We start from the raw sequence: 18,593 nt of genomic DNA, 5'->3' as shown, positions 1-18,593 counted from the left end.
GCGCTGCTTCGGATGGCAAGGGAAAGAATATGACGCGCCAAGCTGAGATCAAGCGCACAACGAAGGAAACCGACATTTTCGTGAAACTTGCGATCGACGGCTCCGGCCTCAGCAAGATTTCGACCGGAATCGGCTTTTTCGATCACATGCTCGATCAACTCGCGCGCCATTCGCTGATGGACATCGAAATCGCGGCCAAGGGCGATCTTCATATCGACCAGCATCACACGGTCGAGGATGTCGGCATCGCGCTCGGGCAGGCGCTGCGCCAGGCCGCCGGCGATCTGCACGGCATCGTTCGCTATGCCGACGTTCATCTGCCCATGGACGAAACCTTGACCCGCGTCGCGATCGACGTCTCGGGGCGACCCTTTCTGGTGTTCCGCGCCGCGATTCCGCAAGCGAAGATCGGCGAATTCGACACCGAGCTGGTCCGCGAGTTTTTTCAGGCCTTCGCGCAGCACGCCGCCATCGCGCTCCATGTCGAGGCGCTTTACGGCGTGAACAGCCATCACATCGTCGAAACCTGCTTCAAGGGCGTCGCCCGCGCGCTGGGCGCGGCGCTGACGATCGACCCTCGCCAAAAGGGCAGAATCCCCTCCACCAAGGGAGCGCTTTGAAGCGACGCGGGAACGCCATGAAGCTCTATTCAGTCTTCCTTCCGACGGGCGGCTCGGCGGCGCGCTCGCTCGAAGGCGCCCGGTTCGTGAAGCTGGGCTTTTCCTGGCCCGCCTTTCTGGCCACGCCACTCTGGGCCGCCCGCCACGGCCTTTGGCTCGCCTTCGGTCTCTGGCTGGCCCTTCTCCTCGCCATCGGGCTGCTCGCCGGCTTCGCCCATGTCGGCCTGGCGGCGGCCTTCCTGCTCTATAATCTCGGCGTCCTGGCCTTCGGCCTCGAAGCCGACCGCTTTCGGCAACACCGCCTGTCCCGGGCGGGCTTCCTGATCCACGGCCTGACTATGGGCGATTCGGTCGGCGACGCGGAAACCGTCTATTTCGCCCAGCGCGCCGACGCTCTGGCCGCTCCGAAGCCGCAGCCGGTCGATCGGGATGACGGCGCGAAGCCTCCGGCGCCCGGCGCAGCGGACGGCGCCGATCTGCTGGGCTTGTTTCCGTCGCGGGAGTCTTATTCTTGAACGTCGCCATCATCGATTACGGCTCTGGCAATCTCCATTCCGCCGCCAAGGCTTTCGAGCGCGCCGCGCGCGAAAGCGGCATAGACGCGGCGATCTCGGTCACGGCGGACGCTGAAGCCGTCCGCCGCGCCGATCGCGTGGTCCTGCCCGGGGTCGGCGCTTTTGCGGATTGCCGGCGCGGCCTTCTGGAGATCGAAGGCATGGCCGAGGCGCTCGAGGACGCCGTCCGCAAGGGCGGCGCTCCCTTCCTCGGCATCTGCGTCGGCATGCAATTATTGGCCGAACGTGGGCTCGAACATGGCGACACGCCGGGCCTTGGCTGGATCGGCGGCGCTGTCGTCCCGATCCAGCCGAGCGATCCGAAGCTGAAAATCCCGCATATGGGCTGGAACAATCTCGACCTGAACAGACCCCACCCCGTGCTCGAGGGCATAGCGACCGGGCGGGACGGGCTTAACGCGTATTTCGTCCATTCATACCACCTGTTGGCCTCCAACCCGGACGATGTTATTGCCACCACCGAATATGGCGGCCCTTTGACGGCGATGGTCGGCCGGGACACGATTGTCGGCGTGCAGTTTCATCCGGAGAAGAGCCAGTCGATGGGGCTCAGGCTCATTTCCAATTTCCTGAGGTGGCGCCCGTGATTCTGTTTCCCGCGATCGACCTCAAGGGCGGACAATGCGTCCGGCTCATCCATGGCGACATGGCGCAGGCCACGGTCTTCAATGACGATCCGGCGGCCCAGGCCCTGACCTTCGAGACCCAGGGCTTCGAATATCTGCATGTCGTCGATCTCGACGGCGCCTTCGCCGGCAAACCGATGAACGCCGCCGCCGTCGACACGGTCCTCGCCGCGCTGACGAAAATGCAGGTTCAGCTCGGCGGCGGCATCCGCGACATGCGGACGATCGAGGGCTGGCTTGGCAAGGGCGTCAATCGGGTGATCATCGGCACGGCCGCCGTCCGCGACCCCGATCTCGTCCGTGAAGCCGCGCGGCTGCATCCGGGGCGGATCGCCGTCGGCATCGACGCGCGCGACGGCCTCGTCGCCGTGGATGGCTGGGCGAAATCGTCACAATTGACCGCTGTCGAACTGGGCAAGAGATTCGAAGACGCCGGCGTCGCGGCGATCATCTACACCGACATCGCTCGTGACGGCGTCCTCAAAGGCCTGAATATCGAGGCTACTCTAGCCCTCGCCAACGCCTTGGCCATTCCGGTCATCGCCTCGGGCGGGCTCGCCTCCATCGCCGATGTCGAACGGCTGCTGGAGCCAGATTGCGCGCGCCTTGCCGGCGCGATCAGCGGTCGCGCGCTATACGACGGCCGGCTCGATCCGCAGCAGGCGCTCAATCTCATCAAGGCCAAGCGCAAAGCCTGAAAAAGGCCCAGCGTCAGCACGGAGCATCATTTTGCTTAAGACACGCGTCATTCCCTGCCTCGACGTCAAGGACGGGCGTGTCGTGAAGGGCGTGAATTTCGTCAATTTGCGCGACGCCGGCGATCCGGTGGAATGCGCGATCGCCTATGACGCCGCCGGCGCCGACGAATTATGCTTTCTCGACATCACCGCCAGCCATGAGGAACGCGGCCTGCTGTTCGACGCCGTCCAGCGGACGGCCGAAGCCTGTTTCATGCCGCTTACGGTCGGCGGCGGCGTCAGAACGCTCGACGATATCCGCAACCTGCTGCTTGCGGGCGCGGACAAGGCCTCGATCATGACCGCCGCCGTCCATGATCGCGATTTCGTACGGCGCGGCGCGGAAAAATTCGGCAGCCAGTGCATTGTCGTCGCCATCGACGCCAAGAACGTCGCGGCCGGACGCTGGGAGATATTCACCCATGGCGGACGCCGACCGACCGGCATCGACGCGGTCGAATATGCGAAAGAAGTCACCGCGCTTGGAGCCGGCGAGATCCTCCTGACCTCGATGGACCGCGACGGCGCCAAGTCCGGCTTCGACATCGAACTGACCCGGACCATCGCCGATGCGGTTTCGATCCCGGTCATTGCATCGGGAGGAGTAGGAACGCTCGAGCATCTGGTCGAAGGCGTGCGCGACGGCCACGCCAGCGCCGTGCTGGCCGCTTCGATCTTCCATTTTGGCGAATTCACCATTGGCGGGGCGAAAGACTATATGGCGAAGGCCGGACTTCCCATGCGACTTGATCGGCCCGCTTTCTGAGGAAGCGCAACGTATGACTGACGCCTTTTCGCTTGAAGATCTCGCCGCCTTGATCGCCCGACGCGCGGCGGCGAGCGCCGACCAATCCTATACGCGGAGCCTGCTCGAATCCGGCACGGGCCGAATTGCGAAGAAATTCGGCGAAGAGGCGGTCGAAGCGGTGATCGCAGCCGCCGAGCGCGACACCCGCGCGCTGAAGATGGAGGCGGCCGACGTGCTCTATCATCTATTGGTCTTGCTTCAAGACGGCGGCGTTCCGTTGCAGGATGTAATCGATGAACTCGCCCGGCGCACCCAGCAATCGGGCCATCAGGAGAAAGCCTCCCGCACCAGTTAGGGGGCTCGGCGCGTCCTGGAGGCGGCGTTGAACGACATCATCAGACAGTCCGTCGCAGAGAACATGGCCGAACGAGTCGGGCCCAATCTTTCTCCCTACCGACATTTCACCCGTGAGGAATGGGCGCGGCTGCGCGCCGACACGCCTTTGACCCTGACGATCGACGACCTGAAGCGGCTTCAATCGATCAACGATCCGATTTCGCTGGAAGAAGTCATCGCCATTTACCTGCCGCTGTCGCGCCTGCTGGCGCTTTACGTCGCGGCGACCCAGGGCTTGTTCAAGGCGACCCAGAGATTTCTGGGCGCGGACGATGGCAAGGTTCCCTATATCATCGGCGTCGCAGGCTCGGTCGCGGTCGGCAAATCGACCACCGCCCGCGTGCTTCAGGCCTTGTTGTCGCGCTGGCCGAACACGCCGAAGGTCGAGCTGATCACCACAGACGGCTTCCTCCTGCCCAATGCGGAGCTGGAGCGGGAAGACCTCATGGACCGGAAGGGCTTTCCGGAAAGCTATGACACCAACAGGCTTCTGCGCTTTCTCTCGGACGTCAAGGCCGGCCGCGGCCACGTCGAGGCGCCCGTCTATTCGCATTTGACCTATGACATGGTCCCCGATGAGGCTGTCAGCGTCGACCGCCCCGACATTCTCATTGTCGAAGGGGTGAACGTCCTGCTGCCGAGCCGCCTGCCGCGCGACGGCAAGGAAACGCCGTTCGTCTCGGATTTTTTCGACTTTTCGGTCTATCTCCATGCGGACGAGGACCAGCTCGAAAAATGGTACGTCTCGCGCTTCATGCGGCTGCGCTCGACGGCCTTCCGCGATCCGCGGTCCTATTTCAGGAAATATGCCGACATCCCCGACGAAGACGCCGAAGCGACCGCGCGGAGCATCTGGAAGCGGATCAACCTGCGCAATCTGCACGAGAACATTCTGCCGACCCGCGCGCGCGCCAGCCTGGTGCTGACCAAGGGCTCAAGCCATCGAATCGAAGAGGTCGCGCTGCGGAAATTGTGAAAACGGGTCAGACCATGACCAGTTTCGGCTTTTTCTCCAAAATGGCGACAACCCGGGCAAGCTCGGTACCGCGCTTCAGGATCAGCCCCGTCTGAGCGACGACCGAATAGGCGCCCTGTTTCCGAATCGCTTTCGGCTCTTTCACGATACGGAAATAGGCGGCCTCGCCATTGCGTCGAAAGACCGAGAAAACCGCCTGCGACGCGGAAAAATCGATGGCATAGTCACGCCAGACGCCTTGCGCGACCATGCGGCCATAAAGATTGAAGATGATTTGCAATTCGCTGCGGTCGAATCCGACCACCTGACCTGACGGGTCGCCCGGCGTCGAAGCTGGCGCCGGCAAACGCAAGACTTGAAGATTTATCTCAGGCGGGTTTTCGCTCAAGCGCAAGACATCGATTCAAGGATTGTATCGCGATGATGTCCCGGTTTCCGCCGCCAGGCAAGTAAAGAAAGCGCGCCTTCGCGCGGGAGCTCCTCCCCCGGGGCGAATTCACATTTCCGCCGCCATCGCGCCATGCGCCCGCTGCTTTGCAGAGCAATCAAGGAAGCGCCTAAGGCCTTTGCCCGGGATTTCGCCGCATTGACGCAGCCCCCCAGCCGAGGCGGCTTCCGGAATTGAACAAATGGTCCTTATGGCATGAGCCGGCCGGCGTCGTCCGGCCGGCTCTCTTTGCGCCTGCGGCGGCCGATCGGGCCCGATGGTTTTGCGCGGTCTTGAATCTCGGCTCGACCGCCGCAATATAGCGGCCCGGGGCATGACGCCCGCAATTTCCTTCCCAAACGAGCCAGAGCGAGAAAAATGACGCAGGAAGCGGCGACGATGGACAACGAACGCCATGTGTTTCAAGCGGATGTGGCGCGATTGCTGCATCTCATGGTTCATTCGATCTATACCGAACGCGATATTTTCCTGCGGGAGCTGATTTCCAACGCGGCGGACGCCTGCGAAAAGCTACGCTATGAAGCCAACAGCAATCCCGCGCTTCTCGACGGCGGCGAAGCTTTCGTCATTCGGGTCGCCGTGGACCCCGAGGCGGGAACGCTGACCATCGAGGACAATGGCGTCGGCATGTCGCGCCATGACCTGACCTCCGCCTTGGGAACGATCGCGAATTCCGGCACCCGCGCCTTCCTCGAGAAGGTCAAGGCGTCCGAATCAGGCGCGGCGGAACTGATCGGGCAGTTCGGCATCGGTTTTTATTCGGCCTTTATGGTCGCCGACCGCGTCGTCGTCGAAACGCGGCGCGCCGGCGAGAGTCTGGCCTGGAGCTGGAGCTCGGACGGCAAGGGCGAATTCGAAATCGCGCCGCTCGACCCGGACAAGGCGCCTCGGCATGGCTCGCGCGTCATTCTCCATCTCAACGACGAGTCGAAGGCCTATCTGGAGCCGAACAAGCTCGAATCGATCGTCAACGAACATTCCAGCGCCGTCGCGACGCCGATCGAAATCATCGAGAAGCCGGACGCCGAACCTCGGCGGATCAGCGAAGGCGCCGCGCTCTGGGCCAAGCCGAAAGCGGAAATCACTGACGAGCAATACAAGGAATTCTATCAGGAGCTTGCAGGGCAATTCGACGAGCCGGCGCTGACCGTGCATTGGCGCGCCGAAGGGCGGGCCGAATACACCGTGCTGGCTTTCGTGCCCGGCTCCCGCCCCTTCGATTTATTCGATCCTGCGCGCAAGGGCCGCGCGAAACTCTATTCGCGCCGCGTGCTGATTTCCCGCGATATCGACCTTCTGCCCGGCTATCTGCGCTTCATCCGCCTCGTGGTCGATTCGCCCGACCTGCCCTTGAATGTTTCGCGCGAAATGGTTCAGGAGAGCCAGCTGTTCGCCGCGATCAAGAAGGGCGTCACGAACCGCCTGCTTCAGGAGCTGGGCAAGCTCGCCGAAAACGATCCGGAAAAATTCGGCCCGGTCTGGAAGAATTTCGGCGCCGTTCTGAAAGAGGGCCTTTATGAGGACCCGGAACGCCGCGACGCCCTTTTGAAAATGGCGCGATTCGCCACGACCGCCGATAGAGAGGGCAAGCGAACTCTCGCCGACTACATCGCGGCGCTACGGCCGAACCAGACCTCCATATATTACATCACAGGCGAGAACGCCGAGCGGATCGCCGGCAGTCCCCAGCTGGAAGGTTTCCGAGCCCGCGGCGTCGAAGTCCTGCTGCTTTCCGATCCTGTCGACGCCTTCTGGGTCCAGACCGCGGTCGGCTATGACGGCAAGCCATTTAAATCGGTCACGCAGGGCGGCGCCGATATCAAGAACATCGAACTTCTCGATGAGAGCCGCAAGCCGCCCGAAGATACGGGAGAGGTCCGGGAATTCGTCGCCTTGGCCAAGCAGACGCTCGAATCGGTCGTGGAAGACGTCCGCGTCTCCGACCGTCTCTCGGAAAGCGCCGCCTGCCTTGTCGCGCCGGAATTCGGTCCCGACCTCCGCCTACAGCAAATTTTGGCGGCGCATGGCCAGGCGCCGGCGGAATTGAAGCCGGTGCTCGAGGTCAATCCTTCGCATCCGCTGGTCCGCGCGCTCGAAATGCTGGCGAAATCCCCGGACAGGGACCTGTTCGAGGACGCCGTCTGGCTCATCTTCGACGAGGCCCGCCTGCTCGACGGCGCGCCCCCGAAAGACACGGCCGCCTTCGCGGCGCGCCTGACGCGCATGCTTGGCAAGGCCTTGGGAGCCTGAACCTGTCGCCTCCGCCAGCCCTCTTCGCAGCCGGCGACACCTTGGCGCAGGCGCGCAAACAGCTTGCGTCGGCTCTCGCCGACGCCGGCAAGGAGCCAGCCGCGCTGGAGGCGCGCCATCTGCTCGAGGGCGCGTCAGGCTTGAATGCGCTTGAATTGCTGACGCGCGGCGACGAACCCCTCGGCTTCGAGCGCGCCGAACGCTTGCAGCGCTTCATGGAGCGCCGAATCGCCGGTGCGCCCGTTGGGCGCATCCTCGGCCGCAGCGGATTTTACGGACTCGATCTGCTCGTCACCGCCGATGTGCTGGACCCGCGCGCCGATACGGAAACCCTGGTCAACGCCGCGCTCGATTTCGCGAGAGCCCGCAAATGGACGGGGCCGGAAATTCTAGATCTGGGGACCGGCTCCGGCGCCATTCTGTGCGCTCTGCTCGACGCGCTCCCGGACGCGACCGGCGTTGGCGTCGACCTGTCTCTTTCAGCCTGCGGAATCGCACAGGCCAATCTCAGGCGATGCGGTCTGGCGAAGCGCTCTTCGATATTTTGCGGAAACTGGGCCGAAGCGCTTGTGGGAACGTTCGACCTGATCGTTTCCAACCCGCCCTATATTGCGCTGACGGAAAAGAGCGAACTTGCGCAAGAGGTTGCTGATCACGATCCAGAATTGGCGCTTTACGCTGGGTCGGACGGACTCGATTGCTATCGGCGTATCGCTCCCTCCCTGTCGCGATTGCTGAATCCGGGCGGCGCCGCTCTTTTCGAGATCGGCTGGCGGCAGGCCGCCGACGTGGCGAAAATTTTCGAAGCCGATGGGTTCGGCCCCACGGAGGTCGCTCGGGACAGCGGCGGCCGCGACCGGGTCGTCATGTTCCGCAGGCCTTGAACGCTTAATTGCTCTTTTCTGGACATTGCCAGAAAGTTTGGGCTTGGCGCGGCGTCAAAAAACATTTAGTCTGCACCGCAGCAAATACCTGGTTGCGCTTGATTTGACCGCAGCAAGGCTCGGCTGGAGAAAGGTTCCGCAGGTTGCGGCGTTTCAGACCTTCCCAAGACCGGCCACTTAGGCATGCGGTTTGAGCGACGTGGTACGATCGCCGTTTCCCTCAATGGAACTGGAAGATTGAAAGCAAGTTTGCGGAGAGTCGCAAACAGGGCCGGTGAGGCAAAAGCGCCGGGATTTCTGCGCCGCCAAAATCTGCAATGCAACAGCGGTGAAGCGTCGGCGCGGATCCTAACGCGGACGACTTTATTACTCAGGGATTATCGATGAGACCTGGTCAAAACAAGCGTATGCGTGGTCGTAATAATCGCAAGGGTCCGAATCCCCTCACCCGGACCTACGAATCGAACGGACCTGACGTCAAGATTCGGGGCACGGCCCAGCACATCGCGGAGAAATATCTCCAGCTCGCGCGCGACGCCCAATCCTCCGGCGACACCGTCGTTGCAGAGAATTTGCTGCAGCACGCTGAGCATTATTTCCGCATCATCGCAGCGGCGCAGACCGCCCAGCAGCAAGCCCAGATGGGCTATAGCCGCAATGGCGAAGACCTTGATGATCTCGACGACGACGACGATTTCGTAGCGCTACCCGACCGTTTCTCCTCGCCTCTGGAACGGCAGGCGCCAAGCCCGCCTCCGCATCAGGCGCAGCCGAATATCGGCCACCTCGGCATGGCCGGCCAGCCTCAGCCCTATTTCGACCGTCCGGTCTACGGGTCGGATACGGCGGAACGGGCGCCCGAGCGCACAGAACGTCAGGACCGATCCGGCGAGCGGCATTCAAACCAACACGGGGAGCGGCAGGAGCGTCACGAACGCCAGCCGCGCAATGACCGCCGTTTCAATCAACAGGGTCAGGGCCGGCAAAACTTCCGCGATCAACAACCCCGGTTCGATGCGGCGCCCCCTGCCGCGCAGGAACAGCCCCGCGTGAATTTCGACGCGGTCACGCCGGGCCTGCCGGCTTTCATCACCGCTCCGACTCGGACCGCTGCGGCGCCCGCCGCAGCGCCGGTCGCCGTCGCCGCCGGCACGCCGGAGGCCCAGGCAGCTGGCTTGGGCAACCAGCCGGCGGTCAGCGACCAGACGGCGGAGTTCAATGCGCCGCAGGGCGACGCCGACGCGGAAGCGCGGTTTCATTTGCGCCCGCGGCGTCGTCGGCGCACACGTGCCGAAATAGCTGGGGAGCAGGACGCCCCGGCGCCGAACGCCGAAGCGAATTCCGCCGACGCCGAGTGAAATCCCTGAACCGATGATCAAAAGCGGCGCCTCGAGCGCCGCTTTTTTCATTTGGGCCATCTTTTTTCGGGACGGCCCTCCCATTCTTCGACTTGGCCTTTTCAAGGGCGAATTGCGTTCCCATATCACCGGTCAGGCCGCCGTTCAGGGGCCGAATTCATGACGCGGCGTTCTCGCCATCCGGGAGATGCATGCGGGCATAGGAGGATCGTAATGAATATCGAAAAGCTGACCGAGCGGGTGCGGGGCTTCGTTCAATCGGCGCAGTCTCTGGCGCTTCGCGAAGGCCATCAGCAATTTACGCCGCTTCATCTTCTCAAGGTGCTTCTCGACGACGAGCAGGGCTTGTCCGCCGGATTGATCGACAAGTCCGGAGGGCGTTCGCGCGACGCCTTGCAGCAATGCGAGCTCGCCCTCGCCAAATTGCCGCGCGTCGAAGGCTCGGGGGCAGGGCAGCTCTATCTCGCCCCGGCGACAGCCCGCCTGTTCGACACCGCGGAACAGATCGCCCAGAAAGCTGGCGATTCCTTCGTGACGGTCGAAAGACTGTTGCTTGCACTGGCGATGGACGCCAATTCCGAGGCTGGAAAGATTCTCGCCAATGCGGGCGTCAATCCGCAGGGCCTGAACCGCGCCATTGAAGATATTCGCAAGGGGCGCACCGCCGATTCCGCATCGGCGGAAAACGCCTATGACGCCCTGAAGAAATATGCGCGCGACCTGACCGAGGCGGCGCGCGAGGGAAAGCTCGACCCGGTCATAGGCCGCGACGAAGAGATTCGGCGCACGATTCAGGTTCTTTCCCGCCGCACCAAGAATAATCCGGTCCTGATCGGCGAACCGGGCGTGGGCAAGACCGCGATCGTCGAAGGCCTCGCGCTGCGCATCGTCAATGGCGACGTGCCGGAAAGCCTGCGCGACAAGAGCCTGCTGGCGCTCGACATGGGCGCTCTGATCGCGGGCGCGAAATATCGCGGCGAGTTCGAGGAGCGATTGAAAGCCGTCCTGAACGAAGTCACTGCGGCCGCGGGCGGGATCATCCTCTTCATCGACGAAATGCACACGCTCGTCGGCGCCGGCAAGACGGACGGCGCGATGGACGCCTCCAACCTGCTCAAGCCGGCGCTCGCGCGCGGCGAATTGCATTGCGTCGGCGCGACCACGCTCGACGAATATCGCAAGCATGTCGAAAAGGACGCGGCTCTCGCCCGGCGTTTTCAGCCAGTCTTCGTCAGCGAGCCAACCGTAGAGGACACCATCTCGATCCTTCGCGGCCTGAAGGAGAAATACGAGCTGCACCATGGCGTGCGGGTGAGCGATTCCGCGCTGGTCGCGGCCGCCACCTTGTCGAACCGCTACATCGCGGATCGCTTCCTGCCCGACAAGGCGATCGACCTCGTCGACGAGGCGGCCTCGCGTCTGCGGATGCAGGTCGATTCCAAGCCCGAGGAGCTCGACGAATTCGACAGGCGCATCATCCAGCTCAAGATCGAGCAGGAGGCGCTGAAGAAGGAAACCGACCCGGCCTCGAAAGACCGCTTGAAGAAGCTTGAGGGTGAACTGGCGGATCTCACGGAGAAATCCGCCGAGCTGACGACGCGCTGGCGCGCTGAAAAGGACAAGCTCGGCGCGGCGCAGAAAATGAAGGAAAAGCTGGAAGCGGCCCGCAACGATCTGCTGATCGCCCAACGCAAGGGCGATTATGCGGAGGCGGGACGACTGACCTATGGCGTCATTCCCGAGCTTGAGCAGAAGCTTGCCGAAACGGAGGCGAAATCCGGCGAGGTCCTGGTCGACGAGGCCGTCACGCCCGATCATATCGCGCAGGTCGTTTCGCGCTGGACCGGCGTGCCCGTCGACAAGATGCTCGAAGGCGAACGCGCCAAATTGCTGAAGATGGAAGAGGCGCTCGCCCAACGCGTCGTCGGCCAGCGGGAAGCGGTCGCGGCAGTGGCGACAGCGGTGCGTCGCGCCCGCGCAGGCCTTCAGGACCCGAACAGGCCAATTGGCTCGTTCATGTTCCTGGGCCCGACCGGCGTCGGCAAGACCGAGCTCACCAAGGCTCTGGCCTCGTTCCTGTTCGACGACGAGACCGCCATGGTCCGGCTCGACATGTCGGAATATATGGAAAAACACTCCGTTTCGCGGCTCATCGGCGCGCCCCCGGGCTATGTCGGCTATGAGGAAGGCGGCGCCTTGACCGAAGCGGTCCGGCGGCGCCCCTATCAGGTCGTGCTGTTCGACGAGATCGAGAAGGCGCACCCGGACGTCTTCAACGTCCTGCTGCAAGTGCTGGACGATGGGCGGCTAACGGACGGGCAGGGGCGGACCGTCGATTTCCGCAACGTGGTCATCATCATGACCTCCAATCTCGGCTCGGAATTCCTCGTCATGCAGAACGAAGGCGAGGATTCGTCGGCGGTGCATGGCGAAGTCATGCAGGTGGTGCGCGCGCATTTCCGGCCGGAATTCCTGAACCGGATCGACGAGATCATCCTGTTCCATCGTCTGAGGAGGCAGGACATGGGCGCCATCGTCGATATTCAGTTCAAGCGGCTCGAACACCTGCTGGAGGATCGCAAGATCGCGCTGAAACTGAGCGAGGCCGGTCGGGCCTGGCTCGCGGAGAAGGGCTATGATCCCGCCTATGGCGCGCGTCCCCTGAAGCGCGTCATCCAGAAGAATGTTCAGGACCCGCTGGCGGAAATGTTGCTGTCGGGCGAATTCGTCGAAGGCCAGACCCTCGACATTTCGGCCGCAAACGGCGAATTGACCTTTGACGGCAAGCCGGTCGGAAAACCCGCCGCAAAAACGGATCCTGACTTCGAGACGCCTCCGGCGCGGCTGAATTGATGCAGCAAGAAAGGGCGGCCTGAGCCGCCCTTTCTTATTGCAACCAGCCTTGCCAGACGGCGGTCAGTAGGAACACGCCTATCAGGAACCGGTAAACGACAAAAGGCCAGGACGAAAAGCGCTCCAGAATCCGCATCAGGCTCCAGATCGCAGCAAAGGCGGAAATGGAGGCGACGATGAGTCCGACGCCGAGGATCATCCAGCCTTCGGCCGAAAGCCCCGCCTTGAACAATTCGTAAAACTCTTTGACGCCGGCGAGGAAAATCGCCGGAAGGCCCAGCAGGAAGGAAAAGCGCGCGGCTTCCTCGCGCTTGAGGTCGAGGAACAGGGCGGCGGTCAGCGTCGAGCCGGACCGCGACACGCCGGGGATCAGCGCGCCGACCTGAGCGAGGCCGACCAGCATGGCGTCCTTGAGCGATACATTGTCGAGCGTGCGCCGATGCGTGCAGAACTTTTCCGCCAGCGCCAGCGCGATCGCCATGACAATGCAGGACGCGCCGATGACCCAAAGGCTTCGCAAGGGCGAACCGCAGGCGTTCAATGTTTTGGACAACAGGACCCCGAACGCCACGAGCGGCAGGGTCGCGAGGAAAATCCAGGTCGTGAAGCGATATTGCCAGTCCTTGAAATCGCGGCGCTTGACGGCGGCGATCGAACCGAAAACAAAGCCGCGAACGTCGCTCCAGAAATAAGAGATCACGGCGGCCAGCGCCGCCATCTGCATCGCCGCGGAGAATGCGGAACCGGGATCGCGCCAGCCCAGAAGAGCCGGAACGATCCGCATATGCGCGGTCGAGGAGATCGGCAGGAGTTCCGTAATGCCCTGTACGACGCCGAGCGCCGCGACTTTCGCGGCTCCCAGTTCGATGAATCCGGTGTCAAGTCCCTGGGTGCAGGCCTCAGCCGACATAAGGTTTCTCCAGTCGAATCAAAACAAAGCCTCCGACAGTTTTGGCAAACATGTCGGAGGCTTTCAATCTCGGCGAAGCCGGCTCAGCCTTGCGCCGCGCGGCTTTCGACGACCCGGACGATATCGGCCATGATCGTGTTCAGTTCGTAATTCTTGGGCGTATAGACCGCCGCGACGCCTTCCGAGAGCAGCAGCTTTTCATCCTCGGGCGGAATGATCCCGCCGACGATGACCGGGATGTCCGAAATGCCCTCGGCCTTCATGCGATCGAGCACGTCACGGACGAGCGGCACATGCGAGCCCGACAGGATCGAGAGCCCGACAACATGGACGCCTTCCTCGAGAGCGGCGTTGACGATCTCGGCGGGCGTCAGGCGGATGCCCTCATAGACCACTTCCATGCCGGCGTCGCGGGCGCGGACGGCGATCTGCTCGGCGCCATTGGAATGGCCGTCGAGACCGGGTTTGCCGACCAGGAACTTGATCCGGCGACCGAGCGTCTTCGAGACGCGCTCGACCTCGGCGCGGACCGGATCGAGCGATCCGCCAGCCTGGCGCGCGCTGCGTCCGACGCCCGTGGGCGCACGGAATTCGCCGAACACCTCGCGCAGGGTCTGGCCCCACTCGCCGGTCGTCACGCCGGCCTTGGCGGCGGCGATCGACGGCTCCATGATGTTTCGATCTTCCACCGCTGCGGCGCGCAATTCCGCGAGCGCCCTGACTACGCCCTTGGCGTCGCGCTGTTCGCGCCAGGCGTTCAGCCGCTCGATCTGCTCCGCCTCGACATGTTCCGGCACGACCAGAATCGAGCCGTCGCCCGTCGTGAGCGGCGATGGTTCCGTCTCGAGGAACTTGTTCACGCCGACGACGATCTGCTCGCCCGATTCGATGCCTTCCAGCCGGCGCGTGTTCGATTCGACCAGCTTGGACTTGAGATAGCCCGTCTCGACCGCCGCCACCGCGCCGCCCATGGCGTCAATTGCGGCAAGCTCGGCGAGAGCCTCAGCTTTCAGCTCGTCGACCTTCTTGCTAAGCTCCAGGCTTCCGTCGAACAGGTCGCCATATTCGAGAAGATCGGTTTCATAGGCGAGAATCTGCTGCAGACGCAGCGACCATTGCTGGTCCCAGGGCCGGGGCAAGCCCAAGGCCTCATTCCAGGCCGGCAACTGGACCGCGCGGGCGCGCGCCTTTTTCGACAGGACGACGGCCAGCGTCTCGATCAGGATGCGATAGACGTTGTTTTCGGGCTGCGGCTCGGTCAATCCAAGGGAATTGACCTGGACGCCATAGCGGAAGCGGCGGTGCTTCTCGTCCTTGACGCCATAGCGGTCGCGGGTGAGGTCGTCCCACAATTCGGTGAAGGCGCGGACCTTGGCGAGTTCCGTCACGAAGCGCATGCCCGCATTGAGGAAGAAGGAAATGCGCCCGACGACCTCGCCGAAATCTTCCTCCGAAACCTGGCCGGACTTTTTCACCGTATCGAGAATCGCGACCGCGGTGGCCAGCGCATAGGAAAGCTCCTGCACCGGCGTCGCGCCGGCCTCCTGCAAATGATAGGAGCAGACGTTCATCGGGTTCCATTTCGGAACTTCCTTGGTCGTGAACAGGATCACGTCCTTGGTCAGCCGAAGCGACGGGCCGGGCGGAAACACATAGGTGCCGCGCGAGAGATATTCCTTGATGATGTCGTTCTGGGTCGTGCCCTGCAGAACGGAACGCGGCGCGCCCTGGGCGTCGGCCGCGGCGATATAAAGCGAGAGCAGCCACGGCGCTGTGGCGTTGATCGTCATCGACGTGTTCATCTGGGCGATGGGAATGCCGTCGAACAGCGTGTTCATGTCGCCGAGATGCGAGATCGGGACGCCGACCTTGCCGACCTCGCCGCGCGACAGCGGGTGATCGGAGTCATAGCCCGTCTGGGTGGGCAGATCGAAGGCGATGGACAGGCCGGTCTGGCCTTTCGCGAGATTGCCGCGATACAGCTTGTTGGACTCCGTCGCGGTCGAATGACCCGCATAGGTGCGGAAAATCCAGGGCTTGTCGCGACCGGTGGCTGTCTTCGTCATCGGAACCTCACTTTGATCGTGGCGTGCAGGCGCTCTATCGTCGGGCCAAAGACCAGACCATTGCTTTGCCTTACTTTGGTGCGGAGCACAATTGGCTCAACACAACCGGACGCAGTCCGGCCATCTTTTGCCTATTTTAACAACCAATTGATTCATAAAACAATATTTCCTACGTCCGTCGCCGGGGCCGAGAGAACAAAACAGGCGCCGACTTTAGCACGAAGCAAAAAAATTGTGCGGACGCTCGCCAAGCGGCAATATTATGTATATTGGCGCAGAAAGAACCAAGGCGAGCACACGAATCCGGAGCGGAGTCGGGGCGCGACGATTCCATCTATTGCGGACCGAGAGCGAAAAAGTCGATCGCTTCACCGGAAACCGCAATGGCGTCGGGCTACCCCAATCCATAATGGCCATCTACGACAGGAGTCAGCGTTGAGCAATCCATCGCCAGCGGCGAGCGGCGTGAACGCCGCAAACCAACCGGTCCTGAAAGATCTTTATGACATCGGCGAAATTCCGCCGCTGGGTCACGTGCCGAAAAACATGCATGCCTGGGTCATCCGCCGGGACCGTCACGGTCCGCCGGAATCCGCCATGCAGCTCGAAGTTGTCCCGACCTGGGACCTGGACAGCCATGACGTGCTGGTCCTCGTGATGGCCGCCGGCGTCAACTATAACGGCATCTGGGCAGGGCTCGGCGAGCCTATCTCGCCTTTCGATGTTCACAAACAGCCCTTCCACATCGCCGGTTCCGATGCGTCGGGCATCGTGTGGGCTATCGGCTCGAAAGTGAAGCGCTGGAAGGTCGGCGACGAAGTCGTCGTGCACTGCAACCAGGATGATGGCGACGACGAGGAATGCAACGGCGGCGACCCGATGTTCTCCTCCTCGCAGCGCATCTGGGGCTATGAGACGCCGGACGGCTCCTTCGCGCAATTCTGCCGCGTGCAGGACCGCCAGCTGATGATCCGTCCCAAGCATCTGACCTGGGAAGAGAGCGCGTGCTACACGCTGACGCTCGCCACCGCCTATCGGATGCTGTTCGGCCATGAGCCTCATCGACTGAAGCCAGGCGACAACGTGCTGGTCTGGGGCGCCTCGGGCGGCCTCGGCGTGTTCGGCGTTCAGCTCATCGCGGCGGCCGGCGCCAACGCCATCGGCATCATATCCGATGAATCCAAGCGCGATTACGTTCTTTCGCTCGGCGCGAAGGGCGTGATCAACCGCAAGGATTTCAAATGCTGGGGCCAGCTGCCCAAGGTCAATTCGCAGGAATATGTCGACTGGACCAAGGAAGCGCGCAAGTTCGGCAAGGCGATCTGGGACATCACCGGCAAGAAGGACGTCGACATCGTCTTCGAACATCCCGGCGAAGCGACTTTCCCGGTCTCGACCCTCGTTTGCAAGCGCGGCGGCATGGTGGTGTTTTGCGCGGGCACCTCGGGCTTCAACCTGACCTTCGACGCTCGTTATGTCTGGATGCGGCAGAAGCGCATCCAGGGCTCGCATTTCGCGCATCTGAAGCAGGCTGCCGCGGCGAATAATTTCGTCGTCGATCGCCGCGTCGATCCCTGCATGTCGGAAGTCTTCCCCTGGGCCAAGATTCCGCTCGCCCATACCAAGATGTGGAAGAACCAGCACGCGCCCGGCAACATGGCCGTCCTGGTCAACGCCACGCAGACCGGCCTTCGCACGCTGGAAGATGTGATCGACGCCGGCAAGGCCGGCTAAGTTCAAGGTCTAAACAGAGGGCGGGACGAAATCCCGCCCTTTTCTGTTGACGCAGCCGCTTCAGGCAATAGAGCGCCTCTACCCCGCCCTGATTTGACGGTTGCCTTGCCGACGCTCCATTCTTCAAATTTGAACTGAAGCTCCAGCGGCGGCGCGCAAGCTTTGCCAATGCATGATCTATGCTTGCAGAAGGCGTCTGGAATTGCCTGATTTTACGATTTTGATAAGGTTAAGCCAAAGTTAACCGAAAATCCTTAACCTTGCTCAGCCATTATCAATCGAGCGGGTTGGAATCTACCACATGCGCACGACGACATTGCCGATCGGCGAGGTGCTGCCCGAGTCGGCGCGCGTGTTCTTCCAACGGCGGCTTCAGGAAGCCGCCGGACTGTCGATCATCGCGCTCACCGCAGCCCTCGGCCTGGCGCTCGCCACCTGGTCGATCGCCGACCCCAGCCTGAACCATGCGACGGACACGCCGGTTCGCAATGCGCTCGGCGTGAAGGGCGCCATGGTTTCTGATCTCGTCATGCAATTGATCGGCATCAGCTCGATCATTCTGCTTGCGCCACTTGGCCTGCTCGGCTGGAAGGTGCTTTCGCATCGCCGCACGGGGAGCACAGGCAGCTATCTCGCCTATTGGCTCGTCGGTACGCTTAGCGCCGCGGCCGTCGCCTCACTCCTTCCGACGACGGACGGATGGCCGCTGCCTACGGGACTGGGGGGCGTCGTTGGCGACGCGCTCGTCGCCTTGCCGAAGCGCTATTTTTCGCCTTTCGGGCTCACTCTGAGCGGTCTGGTCTATTTTTCCATCGCCATACTGGCCTTGTCCGCCTCGCTAGGCATGGGCGCTCCGCCGTCGCTCGATCCCGACGATGCGGAGGACTCCCGTCAGTCCACGCGATTCTCCGGCCTCGTTGCGACTCCGGTTGATGACAGGGCCATATTCGATCCAGCCCCCGAATCCAGGATTTCTCCGGAACGCGCAAGGCGCCATCCGGTGCAGCAATGGCTTCACGCCATTTTCCGGCGAAAGCCGCAGGAGGCCCGCCAGACCGCGCCGGTCGAGCATGATATCGCCGCGCGGCAATTCGACGAACTCGGCCCGGCCCGCTCGAACCTTGCGAGACCCCAGCCGGTCTTCGGGGACGCGGCGACGCCTGCATTTCCGGGTGATAAATCCCGCGCCTCGCGAACCAGCGGAAAGACGCGTCGCGGATTCCTGGATGCAGGCGGCGAAGCGATTCGCGGCCCCGTTTCCCCGGGCGTCTATGTGGCGCCCGCCATCCACCTCCTTGCCGTTGGCAAGAAGACGTCAAGCGGCATTGCTCAGGATTCACTGGAGCAAAACGCCCGCCTGTTGGAAGGGGTTCTCGAGGACTTCAGCGTCAAGGGCGATATCGTCAGCGTTT

At 62.6% G+C, this 18,593-nt stretch carries 16 protein-coding genes; 13 read left to right on the top strand and 3 right to left on the bottom strand.

The features are described 5' to 3' along the window. Positions 1 to 29: 29 nt before the first annotated feature. Genes hisB through coaA form a run of 7 tightly spaced genes read left to right on the top strand, consistent with a single transcriptional unit; the run spans position 30 to position 4,678 of the window. Positions 30 to 620, top strand: a complete 591-nt coding sequence (gene hisB / locus QM467_RS17575; RefSeq protein ID WP_283367639.1) for an imidazoleglycerol-phosphate dehydratase HisB — start codon at positions 30 to 32, stop codon at positions 618 to 620. A 17-nt stretch (positions 621 to 637) separates the two neighbouring features. Then, positions 638 to 1,135: a DUF2628 domain-containing protein gene (locus tag QM467_RS17570; protein ID WP_283367638.1), complete on the top strand. Its 498-nt coding sequence runs from the start codon at positions 638 to 640 to the stop codon at positions 1,133 to 1,135. Then, on the top strand, positions 1,132 to 1,782 hold the full coding sequence (hisH, locus tag QM467_RS17565) for an imidazole glycerol phosphate synthase subunit HisH (protein ID WP_283367637.1): 651 nt from the start codon (positions 1,132 to 1,134) through the stop codon (positions 1,780 to 1,782). Before QM467_RS17570 ends, hisH begins: the two co-directional genes overlap by 4 nt. Continuing rightward, entirely contained in the window at positions 1,770 to 2,519 is a 750-nt protein-coding gene (gene hisA / locus QM467_RS17560; RefSeq protein WP_283367636.1) for a 1-(5-phosphoribosyl)-5-[(5-phosphoribosylamino)methylideneamino]imidazole-4-carboxamide isomerase, read from the top strand. The genes hisH and hisA overlap by 13 nt, the downstream gene beginning before the upstream one ends. Positions 2,520 to 2,550: 31 nt before the next feature. Beyond that, the gene (hisF, locus tag QM467_RS17555) at positions 2,551 to 3,324 is read left to right on the top strand and encodes an imidazole glycerol phosphate synthase subunit HisF (RefSeq protein ID WP_283367635.1); all 774 of its coding nucleotides are present in this window, start codon (positions 2,551 to 2,553) and stop codon (positions 3,322 to 3,324) included. A gap of 13 nt (positions 3,325 to 3,337) precedes the next feature. After that, complete coding sequence (locus QM467_RS17550; RefSeq protein ID WP_283367634.1) at positions 3,338 to 3,661, top strand: phosphoribosyl-ATP diphosphatase; 324 nt, start codon at positions 3,338 to 3,340, stop codon at positions 3,659 to 3,661. Between the two features lie 15 nt (positions 3,662 to 3,676). Then, positions 3,677 to 4,678, top strand: a complete 1,002-nt coding sequence (gene coaA / locus QM467_RS17545) for a type I pantothenate kinase (RefSeq protein WP_446737798.1) — start codon at positions 3,677 to 3,679, stop codon at positions 4,676 to 4,678. A 7-nt stretch (positions 4,679 to 4,685) separates the two neighbouring features. Here coaA and QM467_RS17540 read toward each other — a convergent pair whose 3' ends face one another. Further along, positions 4,686 to 5,024, bottom strand: coding sequence for a DUF2794 domain-containing protein (locus QM467_RS17540; RefSeq protein WP_283367633.1), 339 nt, complete (start codon positions 5,022 to 5,024; stop codon positions 4,686 to 4,688). A 459-nt stretch (positions 5,025 to 5,483) separates the two neighbouring features. Between QM467_RS17540 and htpG the strand changes: the two genes are divergently transcribed. The 4 genes from htpG to clpB all read left to right on the top strand — a co-directional run bounded on the left by htpG (position 5,484) and on the right by clpB (position 12,471). Beyond that, a complete protein-coding gene (htpG, locus tag QM467_RS17535) occupies positions 5,484 to 7,376 on the top strand; it encodes a molecular chaperone HtpG (protein WP_283367632.1) in 1,893 nt (630 codons plus the stop codon). Positions 7,377 to 7,417: 41 nt separating this feature from the next. Further along, entirely contained in the window at positions 7,418 to 8,260 is an 843-nt protein-coding gene (gene prmC, locus QM467_RS17530; protein ID WP_283367631.1) for a peptide chain release factor N(5)-glutamine methyltransferase, read from the top strand. A gap of 407 nt (positions 8,261 to 8,667) precedes the next feature. Further along, on the top strand, positions 8,668 to 9,618 hold the full coding sequence (locus tag QM467_RS17525; protein WP_283367630.1) for a DUF4167 domain-containing protein: 951 nt from the start codon (positions 8,668 to 8,670) through the stop codon (positions 9,616 to 9,618). Positions 9,619 to 9,831: 213 nt separating this feature from the next. Continuing rightward, positions 9,832 to 12,471 (top strand): ATP-dependent chaperone ClpB, encoded by a 2,640-nt coding sequence (gene clpB / locus QM467_RS17520; RefSeq protein ID WP_283367629.1) that lies wholly within the window; start codon positions 9,832 to 9,834, stop codon positions 12,469 to 12,471. Positions 12,472 to 12,505: 34 nt separating this feature from the next. Here clpB and QM467_RS17515 read toward each other — a convergent pair whose 3' ends face one another. Both QM467_RS17515 and QM467_RS17510 read right to left on the bottom strand, forming a co-directional pair. Further along, positions 12,506 to 13,381: an undecaprenyl-diphosphate phosphatase gene (locus QM467_RS17515; RefSeq protein ID WP_283367628.1), complete on the bottom strand. Its 876-nt coding sequence runs from the start codon at positions 13,379 to 13,381 to the stop codon at positions 12,506 to 12,508. A gap of 83 nt (positions 13,382 to 13,464) precedes the next feature. Next, the gene (locus tag QM467_RS17510; protein WP_283367627.1) at positions 13,465 to 15,447 is read right to left on the bottom strand and encodes a protein meaA; all 1,983 of its coding nucleotides are present in this window, start codon (positions 15,445 to 15,447) and stop codon (positions 13,465 to 13,467) included. Between the two features lie 435 nt (positions 15,448 to 15,882). Here QM467_RS17510 and ccrA point away from each other — a divergent pair, with 435 nt between their 5' ends. Together ccrA and QM467_RS17500 are read left to right on the top strand one after the other, a co-directional pair. Further along, positions 15,883 to 17,181 carry a crotonyl-CoA carboxylase/reductase gene (gene ccrA / locus QM467_RS17505; protein ID WP_283367626.1) on the top strand — a complete coding sequence of 433 codons (1,299 nt, stop codon included), beginning with the start codon at positions 15,883 to 15,885 and terminating at the stop codon, positions 17,179 to 17,181. Positions 17,182 to 17,482: 301 nt separating this feature from the next. Continuing rightward, positions 17,483 to 18,593 (top strand): DNA translocase FtsK 4TM domain-containing protein (locus QM467_RS17500; RefSeq protein ID WP_283367625.1); only part of this gene is annotated, 1,111 nt, incomplete at its 3' end.

The organism is Rhodoblastus sp. 17X3, from assembly GCF_030056575.1.
Taxonomy (GTDB): domain Bacteria; phylum Pseudomonadota; class Alphaproteobacteria; order Rhizobiales; family Beijerinckiaceae; genus Rhodoblastus.
This window is presented reverse-complemented; position numbering and strand designations above follow the sequence as displayed.

Bases quoted from the DNA above. Each gene is read 5' to 3' on its own strand.
- QM467_RS17525 (WP_283367630.1), top strand. From the start codon at position 8,668: ATGCGTGGTCGTAATAATCGCAAGGGTCCGAATCCCCTCACCCGGACC.
- htpG (WP_283367632.1), top strand. From the start codon at position 5,484: ATGACGCAGGAAGCGGCGACGATGGACAACGAACGCCATGTGTTTCAA.
- QM467_RS17510 (WP_283367627.1), bottom strand. From the start codon at position 15,447: ATGACGAAGACAGCCACCGGTCGCGACAAGCCCTGGATTTTCCGCACC.
- hisB (WP_283367639.1), top strand. From the start codon at position 30: ATGACGCGCCAAGCTGAGATCAAGCGCACAACGAAGGAAACCGACATT.
- QM467_RS17570 (WP_283367638.1), top strand. From the start codon at position 638: ATGAAGCTCTATTCAGTCTTCCTTCCGACGGGCGGCTCGGCGGCGCGC.
- QM467_RS17550 (WP_283367634.1), top strand. From the start codon at position 3,338: ATGACTGACGCCTTTTCGCTTGAAGATCTCGCCGCCTTGATCGCCCGA.
- QM467_RS17515 (WP_283367628.1), bottom strand. From the start codon at position 13,381: ATGTCGGCTGAGGCCTGCACCCAGGGACTTGACACCGGATTCATCGAA.
- clpB (WP_283367629.1), top strand. From the start codon at position 9,832: ATGAATATCGAAAAGCTGACCGAGCGGGTGCGGGGCTTCGTTCAATCG.